The sequence below is a fragment of the Ectothiorhodospira variabilis genome (assembly GCF_022227625.1).
Classification (GTDB): Bacteria; Pseudomonadota; Gammaproteobacteria; order Ectothiorhodospirales; family Ectothiorhodospiraceae; genus Ectothiorhodospira; species Ectothiorhodospira haloalkaliphila.
This window is the reverse complement of the sequence record NZ_JAJNAO010000001.1, coordinates 283,324-298,707: the sequence shown is the minus strand read 5'-3', so window position 1 is coordinate 298,707 and position 15,384 is coordinate 283,324. Positions and strand designations below refer to the sequence as shown.

12 protein-coding genes and 1 pseudogene are annotated in these 15,384 nt (G+C 61.2%); 4 read left to right on the top strand and 9 right to left on the bottom strand.

The window, feature by feature from the left end; translation table 11 throughout:
* Positions 1 to 84 precede the first annotated feature (84 nt).
* The 9 genes from ubiD to dnaA form a co-directional block, all read right to left on the bottom strand.
* Positions 85 to 1,548: a 4-hydroxy-3-polyprenylbenzoate decarboxylase gene (gene ubiD / locus LPW30_RS01335; RefSeq protein ID WP_239679880.1), complete on the bottom strand. Its 1,464-nt coding sequence runs from the start codon at positions 1,546 to 1,548 to the stop codon at positions 85 to 87.
* Positions 1,549 to 1,559: 11 nt separating this feature from the next.
* Positions 1,560 to 2,327, bottom strand: a complete 768-nt coding sequence (gene xth, locus LPW30_RS01330; protein ID WP_025280167.1) for an exodeoxyribonuclease III — start codon at positions 2,325 to 2,327, stop codon at positions 1,560 to 1,562.
* Positions 2,324 to 4,366: an oligopeptidase A gene (prlC, locus tag LPW30_RS01325; protein WP_025280166.1), complete on the bottom strand. Its 2,043-nt coding sequence runs from the start codon at positions 4,364 to 4,366 to the stop codon at positions 2,324 to 2,326. The genes xth and prlC overlap by 4 nt, the downstream gene beginning before the upstream one ends.
* Positions 4,367 to 4,503: 137 nt before the next feature.
* Positions 4,504 to 5,400 carry a GIDE domain-containing protein gene (locus LPW30_RS01320; RefSeq protein ID WP_051582662.1) on the bottom strand — a complete coding sequence of 299 codons (897 nt, stop codon included), beginning with the start codon at positions 5,398 to 5,400 and terminating at the stop codon, positions 4,504 to 4,506.
* Between the two features lie 18 nt (positions 5,401 to 5,418).
* Entirely contained in the window at positions 5,419 to 5,991 is a 573-nt protein-coding gene (locus tag LPW30_RS01315; protein WP_063464172.1) for a LemA family protein, read from the bottom strand.
* Positions 5,992 to 6,120: 129 nt separating this feature from the next.
* The gene (gyrB, locus tag LPW30_RS01310) at positions 6,121 to 8,544 is read right to left on the bottom strand and encodes a DNA topoisomerase (ATP-hydrolyzing) subunit B (protein ID WP_239679879.1); all 2,424 of its coding nucleotides are present in this window, start codon (positions 8,542 to 8,544) and stop codon (positions 6,121 to 6,123) included.
* 313 nt (positions 8,545 to 8,857) lie between these two features.
* Positions 8,858 to 9,937 (bottom strand): DNA replication/repair protein RecF, encoded by a 1,080-nt coding sequence (gene recF / locus LPW30_RS01305; protein WP_239679878.1) that lies wholly within the window; start codon positions 9,935 to 9,937, stop codon positions 8,858 to 8,860.
* Positions 9,938 to 9,939: 2 nt separating this feature from the next.
* Positions 9,940 to 11,040, bottom strand: a complete 1,101-nt coding sequence (dnaN, locus tag LPW30_RS01300; protein ID WP_025280161.1) for a DNA polymerase III subunit beta — start codon at positions 11,038 to 11,040, stop codon at positions 9,940 to 9,942.
* Positions 11,041 to 11,317: 277 nt separating this feature from the next.
* Positions 11,318 to 12,736, bottom strand: coding sequence for a chromosomal replication initiator protein DnaA (gene dnaA, locus LPW30_RS01295; protein WP_025280160.1), 1,419 nt, complete (start codon positions 12,734 to 12,736; stop codon positions 11,318 to 11,320).
* A gap of 200 nt (positions 12,737 to 12,936) precedes the next feature.
* Here dnaA and rpmH point away from each other — a divergent pair, with 200 nt between their 5' ends.
* The 4 genes and pseudogenes from rpmH to yidC form a co-directional block, all read left to right on the top strand.
* Entirely contained in the window at positions 12,937 to 13,071 is a 135-nt protein-coding gene (gene rpmH, locus LPW30_RS01290) for a 50S ribosomal protein L34 (RefSeq protein WP_082829751.1), read from the top strand.
* A complete protein-coding gene (gene rnpA / locus LPW30_RS01285; RefSeq protein ID WP_238625243.1) occupies positions 13,010 to 13,474 on the top strand; it encodes a ribonuclease P protein component in 465 nt (154 codons plus the stop codon). Before rpmH ends, rnpA begins: the two co-directional genes overlap by 62 nt.
* Positions 13,450 to 13,701, top strand: a complete 252-nt coding sequence (gene yidD, locus LPW30_RS01280; RefSeq protein ID WP_084307031.1) for a membrane protein insertion efficiency factor YidD — start codon at positions 13,450 to 13,452, stop codon at positions 13,699 to 13,701. The genes rnpA and yidD overlap by 25 nt, the downstream gene beginning before the upstream one ends.
* Positions 13,694 to 15,343: pseudogene (yidC, locus tag LPW30_RS01275) on the top strand (membrane protein insertase YidC); the annotation flags it as partial. The gene yidD and the pseudogene yidC, both read left to right, overlap by 8 nt.
* Between the last annotated feature and the right edge of the window lie 41 nt (positions 15,344 to 15,384).

Here is a 15,384-nt window from a genome sequence, read left to right as displayed (position 1 = left end):
TATCGGCCAATACCGTCAGGCCTGTAGGGTTTGACTCAACTCAATCTACCGCAGACCACGACACCCGCAAAGCACGCTCGTCGGCTAGATGCCCAGCTCGTCCCAGATCTCGTCAACGCGTCGTTTCACCTCGTCGCTCATGACGATGGGCGTGCCCCATTCCCTTTGAGTCTCTCCCGGCCACTTGTTGGTGGCATCGAAACCCATCTTGGAGCCCAGGCCGGACACAGGGGAGGCAAAATCCAGATAATCAATAGGGGTATTATCGATGGTGACCGTATCACGACCCGGATCCATGCGGGTGGTCATGGCCCAGATCACATCCTTCCAGTCCCGCGCGTTCACATCATCATCGACGATGATCACGAACTTTGTATACATGAACTGGCGCAGGAAGGACCACACCCCCAGCATCACCCGCTTGGCGTGACCTGCATATTGCTTGCGAATGCTCACCACTGCCAGGCGATAGGAACAGCCCTCGGGGGGCAGATAGAAATCCACGATCTCCGGAAACTGCTTGCGCAGTATGGGCACGAAGACCTCGTTGAGGGCCACACCCAGGATTGCCGGCTCGTCCGGTGGCCGGCCCGTATAGGTACTGTGGTAAATGGGGTCGGGCCGGTGGGTGATGCGTTCCACGGTGAACACCGGGAAGCTGTCCACTTCGTTGTAGTACCCGGTATGGTCACCAAAGGGCCCCTCGGGTGCCATGTCGTCCGGGTGGATCACACCCTCGAGGATGATCTCGGCCGTGGCCGGCACCTGCAGATCGTTGCCCAGGCAGCGGGTGAGCTCCGTGCGCGAACCTCGCAACAGCCCCGCAAAGGCGTGCTCGGAGAGGGTATCGGGCACCGGGGTGACGGCCCCCAGGATGGTGGCGGGATCGGCCCCCAGCACCACCGAGACCGGAAAGGGCTCGCCGGGATGTGCCTGTTGCCATTCCCGAAAATCCAGGGCGCCACCCCGATGGGAGAGCCAGCGCATGATCACCCGGTTGCGACCGATCACCTGTTGGCGATAGATCCCCATGTTCTGACGCTCCTTGTGGGGGCCACGCGTGACCACCAGGCCCCAGGTGATCAACGGCCCGGCATCACCCGGCCAGCAGACCTGTACGGGCAATTCCCCCAGATCCACCTCATCACCCTTTTTGACCACGGTCTGACACACCCCGTGACGCACCTTCTTGGGCGCCATGTCCAGCACTTTCTTGAACACGGGCAGGGTGCTCCAGGCCTCCTTGAGACCCTTGGGCGGATCCGGTTCCTTGAGAAACGCCAGCAGCTTGCCCACCTCGCGCAGGGCCTCCACGGAATCCTCCCCCATACCCAGAGCCACCCGCCGGGGGGTGCCAAAGAGGTTACCCAGCACCGGCATACGGTATCCGGTAGGGTTCTCGAAGAGCAGGGCAGGGCCCTCGGCCCGCAGGGTGCGGTCGCAGATCTCGGTCATCTCCAGGCGCGGATCAACCGGCGTCTGGATGCGTTTCAATTCGCCCCTGGCCTCCAGGCCCTGAATGAACTCGCGCAGGTCTCGATATTTCATGATGGTCCGGTCTAGAGGTGGAAGTCGGCAACGACGGGGGCGTGATCGGAGGGGCGCTCCAGCTTTCTTGGCGCCGTGTCGATCATGCTGGCGGTACATTGCCCGGCCAGGGCGGTCGTGGCGAGGATCAGATCGATGCGCAGCCCCTGGTTGCGACGGAAGCGCGCGGCCCGGTAGTCCCACCAACTGTAGCTGGGATCCGGCTGCTCGAATCGCCGGAACACATCCACGAAGCCCATATCCAGGATCGCCTTGAGGGCCTCACGCTCCGGGGTGGAGCACAGGATGCGTTCGTGCCATGCCTCGGGGTCGTACACATCCCGATCCTCCGGAGCGATGTTGAAATCACCCAGCACCACCACATGCTCGTGTTGCGCCTGCTCGGCCCGCAAGAATGCCGTGACCCGATGCAACCATTCCAGCTTGTAGGCGTACTTGTCCGAACCCACTTCGGACCCATTGACCACATAGAGATTGACCACCCGGACGCCATCCACGGTGGCGGCCATGATACGCCGGTCCACGCTCTCCACCCCGGGCGGGTCGGTCATCGGGTCCATGGCCTGGGTCTTTGAGAGCAGGGCCACCCCATTGTAGGTCTTCTGACCCGCAAAAACGGCCTGATAGCCAGCTTCCGCCAGGGCTTCAACGGGGAAGGCCTCGTCGATGAGTTTGGTTTCCTGCAGGGCGAGCACGTCCGGTCGCTGCTGCTCCAGCCAGTCCAGGACGTGGGGCAGACGCACCTTCAGGGAATTGACGTTCCAGGTGGCAATCCTCATGCCGCGGCCAGCCCCGAATGACGCAGCAGGGCCTCGATGTCCGGCTCCCGGCCCCGGAAGGCCTTGAAGAGTTCCAGGGCAGGGCGGGACCCACCCTGCTCGAGGATCTCGGTGAGAAAGGCGTGACCCACACCAGGGTTGAACAGGCCTTCCTCCTCGAAGCGGGCAAAGGCATCAGCGGAGAGCACCTCGGCCCATTTGTAGCTGTAATAACCCGCCGCGTAACCCCCGGCGAAGATATGCGAGAAGCCATGCTGGAATCGGTTGAAGGCGGGTGGCTTCATCACCGCCACCTGATCACGGACTTCGTCCAGAATCTCCTGGACGCGGCCACCCCGCTCGGGATCGTATTCCGCGTGCAGGCGCATGTCGAACAGGGAGAACTCCAGCTGCCGGACCATCTGCATGGCGGCCTGGAAATGCCGGGTGGCCAGGAGCTTGTCGAACAGTTCCTGGGGCAGGGGCTCGCCAGTCTCGTGATGGGCGGCGAACATGTCCAGGGCCTCGCGCTCCCAGCACCAGTTTTCCATGAACTGGCTGGGCAGTTCCACGGCATCCCATTCCACACCGTTGATCCCGGCCACATCCGGGCAGTCCACGCGGGTGAGCATGTGATGCAGGCCATGACCGAATTCGTGGAAGAGGGTGAGCACTTCGTCATGGGTGAACAGGGCCGGCTTGCCACCCACGGGAGGGGTGGAGTTGCAGGTCATGTAGGCCACCGGCAACTGCAGGTCATCGCCGTCCCGCAGTCGATTCAGACACTCGTCCATCCAGGCGCCGCCGCGCTTGTGGCTGCGCGCATACAGGTCCAGGTAGAAGCGTGCCCGAGGAGTACCATCCGGATCCTGGATCTCGTAGAAGCGCACATCCTCGTGCCACACCGGGACATCGTTCTCCCGCCGGATGCGCACCTGATACAGCCGCTCCACCAGGTCAAACAGCCCCTGCAACACACGGTCCACCGGGAAATAAGGCTTGAGATCCTCCTGGGAGAGGTTGTAGGCATGCTGGCGCAGCTTTTCCGAGGCATAGGCAAGGTCCCAGGCCTGCAGATCCTCCAGCGACAGATGTTCCCGGGCGAACCTGCGCAGATCGTCCAGTTCCTGAACCGCAGCGGGACGGGCACGTTGGGCCAGATCGTTGAGGAAACCCACCACCTGCTGCGGGGATTCGGCCATCTTGGTGGCCAGGGAGAGTTGGGCGTAGTTGTCGTACCCCAGTAGTCTGGCCTGCTCATCACGCAGGGCCAGGATGCGTTCCATCACCTCGGAGTTGTCGAATTTGCGGTCATGGGGTCCTTCGTCAGAGGCCCGTGTGACATAGGCGCTGTACACCTCCCGACGCAGTTCCCGGTCGTCAGCAAAGGTCATGATGGCGTAATAGGAGGGGAATTCCAGGGTGATCAGGCAGCCCTCCAGGGACCGCTGCTGTGCGTTCTGCCGCAACATGTCCAGGGCCGACTCAGGCAGACCTGCCAGGGAACCCTCCTCAGGGACGTGACGCTGCCAGGACTGGGTGGCATCAAGCACGTGTTCCTCAAACCGGGAGGTCAGCTGGGAGAGCTCCTGAGCGATCTCCTTGTAGCGGACCTTCTGTTCGTCCTGAAGGTCCACGCCGCTGAGATGGAAATCCCGCAGGGCGTTGGTGATCACCCGCTGCTGCGTGGGGGAGAGCTCGGTAAAGCCCGGGCCATCGGCAATGCTCTGATAGGCCTGAAACAAGCGGATGTTCTGGCCCATCTCGGTGGCATAGTCGGAGAGCTTGGGCAGGCAGGCATTGTAAGCCTGACGAAGAGACTCGGAATTCACCACGGAATTCATATGGCGCACCGGGGACCAGATTCGGTTGAGCCGGTCTTCCAGCAGGGAGAGAGGATGGATGAGATTGTCCCAGGTGAAGGGCCCGGGCTGATCCAGCAGGGCGTTCATGGCTTCGCGGTTTTCCGCCAGCACCTGGTCCAGTGCCGGCTCCACGTGTTCCGGCAGGATCTCGGGAAACGGGGGTAACCCGCTCATCTGCAAAAGGGGATTATTCATGAGGGCTCGGATCACGATAAGGTCAGGGTATTAATGTAACACGCGAAATCGCTCCTGGGCGTACTCGACGCGTGATCCCTCAGGAGTGCCGGAGGTCAGGTTTTGCCATGGGCGGGAGGAGGCTTCCGACCGTCATCTCAGCCCGCGAGAAAGAGCCAGGCAAGGCCACCCACCGACAGCAGGAAACCCAGACCACTCAGACGAGCCATCCAGCGATACCGGGTCACCAGTTGATCCTCAGGTAGCGCGGAGAGGATATAAGGGCGTCGACGGTCGGGGCCGCGGCTCAGGAGATGCGTGGCGGGCGCCATGGCGCGCTCGGCGCGCTGCATCAACGCCTGATCGGTGGCGGCCTGCCGGGCCGCCTCCCATTCCTCCAGGCAGATCTCGCCATCGCCATTGGCATCGAAGCGAGCGAGGGCCGCGGGATCTTTTTTCCATTCCCTCAGTATCTGTGCCACCTCGGTATTCAAGGTGGTTTCATCGCCGGTGACGTGACTGCGGAAATAACCGATGGCATAGAGGTCATCGTCAAGATGCAGGCGGTTTTCGGTGTAGCGATAACGCCCGGCACCCAGAAAGGTGCCCCCGCCCCCGGGGCCTACCAGCGGCCGGCGTGAATCCCCATGCCAACGGTCCTGATGCACGTGGACCACCTGAGCCCCCTCCGGGTCCACCACGCATTCGCCGGTATCATCCACCAGGTAGAACAGATCCGTGCTGGTTCCCTGATCCACGCAGGTCCAGCGCTGGCGCGATCGACGCCCGGAGCCGGTGCGGTCGCGTCGATCGATCCGATAGGAGTACCAGGCGCAGTGGGTGCCGGTGAGGGGGGCAATGATGGGAGGGCCTTCCATGAGGCGGGCCTGGCCGATCAGTTCAACATAGCCCTGAGCGGCCGAACGGACCCGCGAGGTGGGCGTATCGGCAATCAGACGCTTGCGCGTGGCCCCACGGATGAAACCGAACAGTGAGAGGCAAAGAAGGGCTCCCAGCAGGCCTGCCAGGAGCCAGAATTCACCAGGATCCAGCACGGGTAAGACGACCCTTGATCAATTGAACAGGGCCCGCACATCCACATCCTGGGTCTCGCGGCGGGAGAACTCCAGGAGATCGAAGGGACCGAAACGAAACAGGTGGGCAATCACCAGATCAGGGAATTGCTCGATGCGCACGTTGTTGCGATTGACGCTTTCATTGTAATACTCGCGCCGGTCGGCAATGGCATTTTCCAGGCCGCTGATACGGGTCTGCAAGTGGCGATAGCTCTCATCGGCCTTGAGATCCGGATAGGCCTCGGCCACGGCAAATAGATTACCCAGACCAATGCGCAGGCCATCCTCGGCCTCGCCCAGGGATTTTACATCGCCCCGTTGCTGTGCGGCATTCACCGCTGATCGGGCCCGCATGACCCGCTCCAGGGTTTCCTTCTCGTAGGCCATGTACTGGCGGCACACCTCCACCAGTTTGGGCAACTCATCGTAGCGCTGTTTGAGCAGCACCTCGATGTTGGACCAGGACTTGGAAACCGCGTGCTTGAGGTTCACCAGGTTGTTGTAGATGAGCACCGAATACAGGGCAATCAGGAAAAAGATGCCCAGCATGACATAACCGCCGATATCCATGACATTGACCTCTGTCGGATAGTGAAACCGCCTGGAGACCATTGTGCCCCAGGCAGCCGCGGAATGTCCCCCAGCGGATCGGCTGTTTTCGACCCATGATCGCCTCGATCAGGGTAGGGCAGGGAGAAATCAGATATCCAGATTGGACGCCGTCAGGGCGTTGGCCTCGATGAATTCCCGTCGAGGTTCCACGTGATCCCCCATGAGGGTCGTGAAGACTTCATCGGCACGGATCGCATCCTCCACCTGTACCTGCAGCAAGCGACGGGTCTCGGCATTCATGGTGGTCTCCCAGAGCTGCTCGGGATTCATCTCACCTAGACCCTTGTAACGCTGCACGGCCAGACCACGGCGAGCCTCGGCCATGAGCCAGTCCATGACCTGTCGGAAGCTGCTCACGGGCTGACGGCGTTCGCCCCGCTGAATACTGGCCCCCTCGTCCAGCAGGCCATCCAGGCGTTCTGCGAGGCTGCGCAACAGACGAAATTCTGCCGACTCGAAAAAGTCCGCACCGAAGACATCCCGAATCTCGGCACCATGCATCAGGCGCACCACATGCACCTGATAGCCACCCCGGTCGTCGTCGTGGATTTCCATTCGGTACTGGGTGGCTCCGGCCGAATCCGATTGCAGGCCCTCCATGACGTGATTGAACCAGGCCTCCAGTTGATCGCGGTCGGCCCGCTGCTCATCGGCCAGGGGCGAGGAGAACACCATGCGCTCCAACAGATGTCGATCATAACGCCGGCCCAGACGGCCCACCGCAGCCATGACGCTGTTGTAGCGTCGCGCCAGATCCTCAAGGGCCTCGCCACTCACGGGCGGGGCATTTTCATGGACCAGCAGCTTGGCCCCATCCAGGGCCTGGTTGAGCAGTAGATTGGTCATTTCCAGCTCATCCTTGACGTAGAGTTCCTGTTTGCCCCGCTTGATCTTGTAAAGCGGCGGCTGGGCGATATAGATGTGGCCCCGAGCCACCAACTCCGGCATCTGGCGGTAAAAGAAGGTCAGCAGCAGGGTACGGATGTGAGAGCCGTCCACATCGGCGTCTGTCATGATGATGATGCGGTGGTAACGCAGCTTGTCCGGGTCGAACTCGTCCTTGCCGATCCCGCAGCCCAGGGCGGTGATCAGGGTACCCACCTCGGCAGAAGAGAGCATCTTGTCGAACCGGGCCTTCTCCACGTTCAGGATCTTGCCCTTGAGAGGCAGTATGGCCTGCGAACGACGATCGCGACCCTGTTTGGCGGAACCACCGGCTGAATCACCCTCGACAATGAAAAGTTCGGAGAGGGCAGGGTCCTTCTCCTGGCAGTCGGCCAGTTTTCCGGGCAGCCCGGCCACATCCAGCGCCCCCTTGCGGCGGGTCATGTCCCGGGCCTTGCGTGCCGCTTCCCGAGCCCTGGCGGCATCGGTGATCTTGCCCGTGATGATCTTGGCCTCGGTGGGATTCTCCAGGAGGAAATTATGCACCGCGTCGGCCATGACCGATTCCACCACACCCTTCACTTCCGATGAGACCAGCTTGTCCTTGGTCTGTGAGGAAAACTTGGGATCGGGCACCTTCACGGACAGGACGGCGGTGAGGCCTTCCCGTGCGTCATCTCCAGTGGGACTCACCTTGTGGCGCTTCAGCAGGCCTTCGGTGTCCATATACTGGTTCAGGGTACGGGTGAGGGCAGAGCGAAATCCGGCCAAGTGAGTACCGCCATCACGCTGAGGAATATTGTTGGTGTAGCAGAAGATGTTTTCCTGATAGGAATCATTCCACTGGAGGGCGATCTCCACGCCCAGCCCATCACGATCGGCGTCCATGTAGATCACGTTGGGGTGCAGGGGGGTCTTGTTCCGATTCAGATGTTCCACAAAGGCCCGTATCCCACCCTGGTACTCGAACACATCCCGCTTGCCTTCGTCCCTTTCGTCCACCAACTCGATGCGCACACCCGAGTTCAGGAAGGACAGTTCCCGCAGGCGGCGGGAGAGGATGTCGTAGTGAAATTCGGTGTCACCGAACACCTCGGGGCTGGGCTTGAAGCGGATCAGTGTGCCCGTTTTCTGCGTCTCGCTCACCGGCTTGAGCGGGGCTTCCGGCACGCCCATGTGATAGGTCTGGCGGAACGTCTGACCGCCCCGGTAGATGGTCATCTCCAGGGTCTCCGACAGGGCATTCACCACGGAGACACCCACGCCGTGGAGACCGCCGGACACTTTGTAGGAGTTGTCGTCGAATTTTCCGCCGGCATGGAGCACGGTCATGATGACCTCGGCGGCGGACCGACCTTCTTCCGGATGGATGTCCACCGGAATACCACGACCATCGTCACTCACGCTGACCGAACCGTCGCTATGAACGGTCACCACGATCTGCTGGCAGTGTCCAGCCAGGGCCTCGTCGATGGCATTGTCCACCACCTCGAAAACCATGTGATGCAGGCCGGTGCCGTCATCCGTGTCACCGATGTACATCCCGGGGCGCTTGCGAACTGCGTCCAGGCCCTTGAGGACCTTGATATTGGATGAGTCGTAGGTGGGAGGCGTAAGGTCGGTCATGCTTTGCCTGCAGTGAACTTAAATGAAGGGGGCATTATAACACTTCGGTGGACTTGCCCCCCGGATGGATGGTGCGACACCCGTGATGTTCCACGTGGAACATTAACATTGACTCTCATGCGTCACGGTGGTGAGGCACCCTCAATGATGAAAGGTACATAACGAGCCCCTCTCCCCTCGGGGGAGAGGGGTTGGGGTGAGGGCCGGCACAGTGCCTCCCCCACCCCCTCATCCCCAGCCCTTCTCCCTCAGGGGAGAGAAGGGAGCTTCCGTAGCTGAACCTGGGTGCTTTCACAGTAAGGCTTGGTCGGGTTTAATCTGACCTGAGTGTTCCATGTTCCACGTGGAACATCTTTTGGCTTGCCCAATTCCCCAGCCCCTGTACCTGGGCCCCGTCAATGGCGCTCACAAACACCTGACATTCCAGGCCACGCAGAAATTCCAGCGCGGCCTCGCGACGTTCCGCGTCCAGCTCCGAGGGCAGGTCGTCCACCAGCACCACCGCAGACCGTCCCGTCGCGCGCCGATGGGCAGCCACTTGAGTGAGCCTCAACAAGAGCACTGCGGTCTTCTGTTGCCCCCGGGATGCCTCCATGGCCAACGACACCCCGTCGCGCTTCAAGACAAGCTCTGCGCGATGCGGCCCCATCAGGGTGTATCCCAGTTCCCGCTCTCGATGCCGCCCGGACGCCAGGGCTTCGCGCAGATCGACGCCGTCCTTCCAGCCGCGGCGATACTCCCAGGTCATCCCATCCAGATCCGGCAACTGCACACGCAACTCCAACAGGGTCTCCCACAGTCGTTCCAGATAGCCGCGCCGATAACGGTCCAGCGCTTCTCCCCGTTCTCCCAGTTCCCGCTCCCATCCCGTCAGCACGTTGTCCGGGAAGCCTCGCCTCAACGCCTCGTTCCGCTGATTCAATGCGCGGCGATACCCTTGCAGTATCGTCATGTACTCGGGTGCTTCGTGGAACAGCCCCCAATCCAGAAACGACCTGCGCTCCGCCGGCGACCCCGCCAGCAATTCGTGACTGTCCGGGTGGATGACCTGTACCGGTAACACCCGAGCCAGTTCGGACTGGGAGCGCACAGTGCGCCCGGCCAGTCGACCACGTGTTCCCGAGGCACCCTTGCGAATACCCATGCGGATCTTTTCCGACTGGAGGTGGGTCACCTGACCTGTGACCATCAGTTCCCGACTGCCCCTGTGGACAACGTGCTCGATGCGCGGCGTCCGAAAGGACCGTCCCGTGGCGAGCATATGAATCCCTTCCAGCAGACTGGTCTTGCCGGAGGCGTTGGGACCGACGATGAGATTCAGGCCCGGCACGGGATCGAGCCGGACCCTTTCGAAGATGCGAAGGTTGAAGATGTCGAGCCGGGAGAGACTCATCCTCAAAGGCGGATAGGCATGACCACGTAAATCGCCCTGGGCATCACCTGGTCGCGAATGACGATGGAGGCCCCGGACATGCGGAACTTGATCTCCATGATCTCGCCCTCCAGATGATTCACCACATCCAGCAGGTAAGTGCTGTTGAAGCCGATCTCCATGGCCGGACCGGCGTACTCCACCTCCAACTCTTCTTCCGCCTCTTCCTGTTCAGGATTGTGCGACTGCAGCTTGAGAAGGTTTTCGCCCAGTTCCATGCGTACCCCGCGCACCTTCTCGTTGGAGAGGATAGCGGTGCGCCCCAATGCCTGTTTGAGCAGTTCACGGTCCACCTTGAGCACATGGCCGTCGTCCTCGGGTACCACCCGTTTGTAATCCGGAAACCGCCCATCAATCAGCTTGGAGGTGAATTGCAGTCCGGCAAAGATGGCTCGCAGATGACTGGCGCCCAACTCAAGACGCACCTTGTCATCCACCCGCTCGAGCAAGCGGCTCAATTCCATCACCCCCTTGCGGGGCAGGATCAACTGCTGACTGTCCGGGGTTTCAACAATGGACTCGATCGCACACAAGGACAGTCGATGCCCGTCGGTGGCCACGGTGCGAACCGTGCCAGGCTCCACCTCGAACATCAGTCCATTGAGGTAATACCGTACATCCTGCACCGCCATGGCAAAGGAGGTGCGCTCCATGAGATCCAGCAATTCGCGCTGCGTCACTTCCAGCGAGAGATTGGCGCGCATCTCTTCCAGGGAGGGATAGTCATCCGCGGGCAGGGTGCTCAAGGTGAAACGGGAACGCCCCGAACTCACCAGCAACCGGTCTCCCTCGTGGTGCAACCCGACGGTTGCTCCCTCCGGCAATGCCTTGCAGATATCGAGCAGCTTCCGTGCGGGCACGGTCACCACACCCGGGCTGGCAACCGTGTGCTCCATGTCGGCCACCCATTCCACTTCCAGATCGGTGGCCACCAGCTCCAGTCGGGAGGTCTCCGCCCGGATAAGCACGTTGCTCAGTATCGGCATGGTCTGCCGTTTTTCCACGGCGCCGACGACTTGCTGTAGCGGTTTGAGCAGGCGTTCGCGCTCTATGCTGAATTTCATCAGGGAGACCCTTTAATAATGATCTTTTTAAAGACTTACTTTAGTAATAATAATTAGCAACCGGCACTGGCCTGGATAAGGCTCTTTTTCACCATGTTTTTCATGAAGTTGCGCAACCTCAGGACTGTGCGCAGCCGCCCGGATAAGCCACGCACAAACTGTTGAGGGAATGTGGATAACTTTGGAAGCCGATTCTGTCCCGTGCTGTCCCACAGGTTATCAACAGTCCTGCCCACCGCCCACACCGGATCACCGGTCTCCAGCCCGGTTGGCCAGGTCAGCTGGTCAGCGTTCTCAGCAGGTTCACGAAGTCTTCATTGATGCGGGCATCTGATTCCCGCAATTCCTGAACCTTTCGACAGGCGTGCAGCACCGTGGTGTGGTCACGCCCCCCGAAGGCCTTGCCGATCTCCGGCAGGCTGTGATTGGTGAGTTCCTTGGAGAGCGCCATGGCCACCTGTCTTGGGCGGGTGATGGACCGGCTGCGCCGATTGGAATGCAGATCCGATACGCGGATCTTGAAGTACTCGGCCACGGTCTTCTGGATGTTGTCGATGGTGACCAGCTTGTCCTGCAGGGCGAGCAGGTCGTGGAGGGCCTCCTTGGCGAACTCCAGGGTGATGGCGCTGCCCGTGAAATGTGCATTGGCCAGCACCCGGCGCAACGCGCCCTCCAGCTCACGGATGTTGGAGCGGATCCGTTTGGCCACGAAGAAGGCCACCTCACTGGGCAGTTCCACCCCAGCCTCCTCAGCCTTGCGATTGAGGATGGCCACCCGGGTTTCCAGTTCCGCCGGTTCGATGGCCACGGTCAGACCCCAGCCGAAGCGGGATTTGAGGCGGTCCTCCAGACCATCCACTTCCTTGGGATACCGATCGCAGGTGAGGATCACCTGTTGCTGGCTCTCCAGCAGGGCATTGAAGGTGTGGAAGAATTCCTCCTGCGAGCGCTCCTTGCCCGCGAAGAACTGGATATCGTCGATCAGCAGGGCGTCCACCGAGCGGTAGTAGCGCTTGAACTCGTCAATGGAGTTGTGTTGCAGGGCCTTGATCATGTCGGCCACGAAACGCTCCGAGTGGAGGTACACCACTTTGGCCCCGGGGCGATGGGCCAGAATGGCGTTACCGATGGCGTGCATCAGGTGGGTTTTGCCCAGCCCTGTACTTCCATACAGGAATAACGGATTGTAGGCCATGCCCACGTTGCCGGCCACCTGAAGGCTTGCCGCCCGGGCCAGTTGGTTGGACTTGCCTTCGACGAAATTATCGAAGGTGAAATTGGGGTTCAGGTTGTTGGTGAACTGAGGTGAACTGGCCGCTGGCTGCGGCGCCGCCTCCTGCTGCGGTTGCCGCATGGCTGTATTGCGGGCTCCGTGCGGGCCATTGCCCTGACCGGCGCCGCCGGGAGCGTTGGCGGTTCGGGCAGGCGCCTTGGCCGGAGCAGGGCGCTGGCTGCTGCCCACTTCCAGATGCACCCGCACCGAGTGTTCACCGGAGGTATCGTTCACCACCTGATCGATGCGTTCGAAAAAGTGATCTTTCACCCAGTCCAGCACGAATCGATTGGGTGCGAGCAGGCGCAGGACCTCCGGCTCCTCCACCGCATGCAGTGGACGTATCCAGGTGTTGAGCTGTTGTTCGGAGAGTTCGCCCTCCAGGCGCGTGACGCATTGCTGCCAAAGGGAGCTGCCGACCAAGGGTAATTCTCCAGGGCTGGTGGTGGATAAACGCGCCAGTCTACTCTGGGCGCGGAAGAGTTATCCACACCTTTTTCCACATCCTGATCACCCTTCCTGGGCCACGACATTGACACCCACGGGAATCGCGGGTACTTTTACGCGCCTTGGATGGGGTGTTCCGTCCACTCACTCATTAGAATCTATCCTGGTCCGCCATCATGAAAAGAACATTCCAGCCCAGTAACCTGCATCGCAAGCGCACCCATGGTTTCCGTGCCCGCATGGCCACCCGTGGCGGCCGCAAAGTGCTGGCTGCGCGCCGCGCCAAAGGCCGCGCCCGTCTCTGCCCCTGATCCATTGGCCCGGCCAGCCGGCAGGCTCGCAGACAGGGGTTTCCCCCGCGCCGCCAGGCTGACCTGCGCCAGCGACTACCAACAGGTGTTCGCTGGCGCCCACCGGGTTTCGGAAGCACCCTTTACCGGACTCTGGCGTCATCACCCCAGCGACGCGCCGCAAACCGCGCGACTGGGGATGGCAGTGGCAAAACGCAACGTGCGACTCGCCACACAGCGCAACCGGATCAAACGCCTGATCCGGGAATCGTTTCGACATCATCGGGATTCACTGGGGGCCATCGATATCGTGGTCCTTTGCAAACCCCGGGCCGAACGCTACAGCAACGAGCAGTTGCGTGAAGCCCTGGACCGACTCTGGCAACGGATGAGTATCCAATGCGAAAGATCCTCGTCTTCCTGATCCAGGTCTACCGATACACGCTCAGTCCGTTCGTCGGGCAACATTGCCGTTTTCTGCCCACCTGTTCCTGCTACGGGATTGAAGCCATCGAACGCCACGGTGCCCTGTATGGCTCCTGGCTGACGATCAAGCGGCTTGCCCGCTGCCATCCCTGGTGCGAGGGCGGGTATGATCCCGTTCCGGACCCCGCTCACGGCCATCATCGACCCCCGCGAAATCATGGATAACCTCCGTCCAATACTCTACCTCACTCTCGTCTTCCTGCTGTTTCTCATCTGGCAGGCCTGGCGTGTGGACTACGGTCCTCAGCCCGAGTTCTCCCCCGACCGTTCCGATGCCGCGCATCAGGAGGCAGGCGAGCGCCGTGATGACATGCCCGATGCCCCCGATTCCGAGGCCCGGGATGCCCCCATGGAGGCCGATGCCATCACTGGCATCGAGCGTCAACAGATCCGCGTGGTCACCGACACGCTGGACCTGCTGATCGATACCCGCGGCGGTGATCTGGTACGTGCCGATCTGCCCAGTTATCCGGTGAGCCTTCGGGAGCCCGACAACCCGGTGAGGCTGCTGGATGAGCGCACCCGCGACTATGTGGCCCAATCCGGTCTGATCCATGACCGTGTGCCCAATGTGGAACACGCCGGACGCGCCCCTTCACACCACGCCATCTTCCGCGCCGAGCAGACAGAGTTCCGCATGGAAGACGGGCAGGACGAACTCCGCGTGCCGCTCACCTGGGAAAGCGAAGACGGAATCCGCGTCACCAAAACCTACACCTTCCGCCGCGGCGACTTCCTGGTGGACGTCAGCCACCAGGTGGAGAACATGAGTGACCAGCCCTGGACCGGTCGGCAATACCGTCAGTTGCGCCATGGGCCCACACCCGACCGTGACTCCTGGTTCCTGTACACCTTTACCGGCGCTGCCTACTACGATGGCCGCTATGAAAAGGAACGCTTCGAGGATCTGGCCGAGGACGTTCGCGAGCGCAATATCACCGAGGGCTGGATCGCCGTCATCCAGCACTATTTCCTGAGCACCTGGGTACCCTTCGATGACGAAGTCAACTTGCTCTACACCCGGGAGGTGACCTCCGGAGGTCAGCCTCAGTACATCATCGGCCTGCGTTCCGAACCGGTGACCATCGAACCGGGCGGGCGGGGCGAACTCAATTCCCGGATCTGGATCGGGCCCAAGGCTCAGCAGCCCTTGTCCGAAATCCGGGATGGTCTGGAACTGACCGTGGACTACGGCATCTTCACGGTGCTTTCCGCCCCCTTGTTCTGGCTGCTGCGGGTCATCCATGACTTCGTGGGCAACTGGGGCTGGGCCATCATCATCCTGACCCTGCTCATCAAGTTGGTCTTCTACAAGCTCTCGGCCACCAGCTATCGTTCCATGGCCAAGATGCGTGCCGTGCAACCGAAGATGATGGCGCTCAAGGAGCGTTTCGGGGACGACAAGCAGCGCATGAACCAGGCGCTGATGGAGCTGTACAAGAAGGAGAAGATCAATCCGCTGGGAGGGTGTCTGCCCATCCTGGTGCAGATTCCCGTCTTCATTGCCCTGTACTGGGTGTTGCTGGAAAGCGTCGAGCTACGGCAGGCTCCCTGGATCCTGTGGATTCAGGACCTGTCCGTGCGCGATCCCTACTTTGTGCTGCCGCTGCTCATGGGCGCCAGCATGATCGCCCAGTACAAGCTGAACCCGGCGCCCATGGACCCGGTCCAGCAGAAGATCATGATGGCCCTGCCCATCATCTTCACGGTGTTCTTCGCCTTCTTCCCGGCGGGTCTGGTGTTGTACTGGTTGTCCAACAACCTGCTGTCCATCGCTCAGCAGTACTACATCACCCGGAACATCGAGGCGGCCATGGTCAAGCCCGGTGGCAGCCCGCCCAAGGGTTC

Excerpts from the sequence above, each read along its gene's own strand:
- ubiD (WP_239679880.1), bottom strand. The coding sequence starts at position 1,548 with ATGAAATATCGAGACCTGCGCGAGTTCATTCAGGGCCTGGAGGCCAGG.
- xth (WP_025280167.1), bottom strand. The coding sequence starts at position 2,327 with ATGAGGATTGCCACCTGGAACGTCAATTCCCTGAAGGTGCGTCTGCCC.
- prlC (WP_025280166.1), bottom strand. The coding sequence starts at position 4,366 with ATGAATAATCCCCTTTTGCAGATGAGCGGGTTACCCCCGTTTCCCGAG.
- LPW30_RS01315 (WP_063464172.1), bottom strand. The coding sequence starts at position 5,991 with ATGGATATCGGCGGTTATGTCATGCTGGGCATCTTTTTCCTGATTGCC.
- gyrB (WP_239679879.1), bottom strand. The coding sequence starts at position 8,544 with ATGACCGACCTTACGCCTCCCACCTACGACTCATCCAATATCAAGGTC.
- recF (WP_239679878.1), bottom strand. The coding sequence starts at position 9,937 with ATGAGTCTCTCCCGGCTCGACATCTTCAACCTTCGCATCTTCGAAAGG.
- dnaN (WP_025280161.1), bottom strand. The coding sequence starts at position 11,040 with ATGAAATTCAGCATAGAGCGCGAACGCCTGCTCAAACCGCTACAGCAA.
- rpmH (WP_082829751.1), top strand. The coding sequence starts at position 12,937 with ATGAAAAGAACATTCCAGCCCAGTAACCTGCATCGCAAGCGCACCCAT.
- yidD (WP_084307031.1), top strand. The coding sequence starts at position 13,450 with ATGCGAAAGATCCTCGTCTTCCTGATCCAGGTCTACCGATACACGCTC.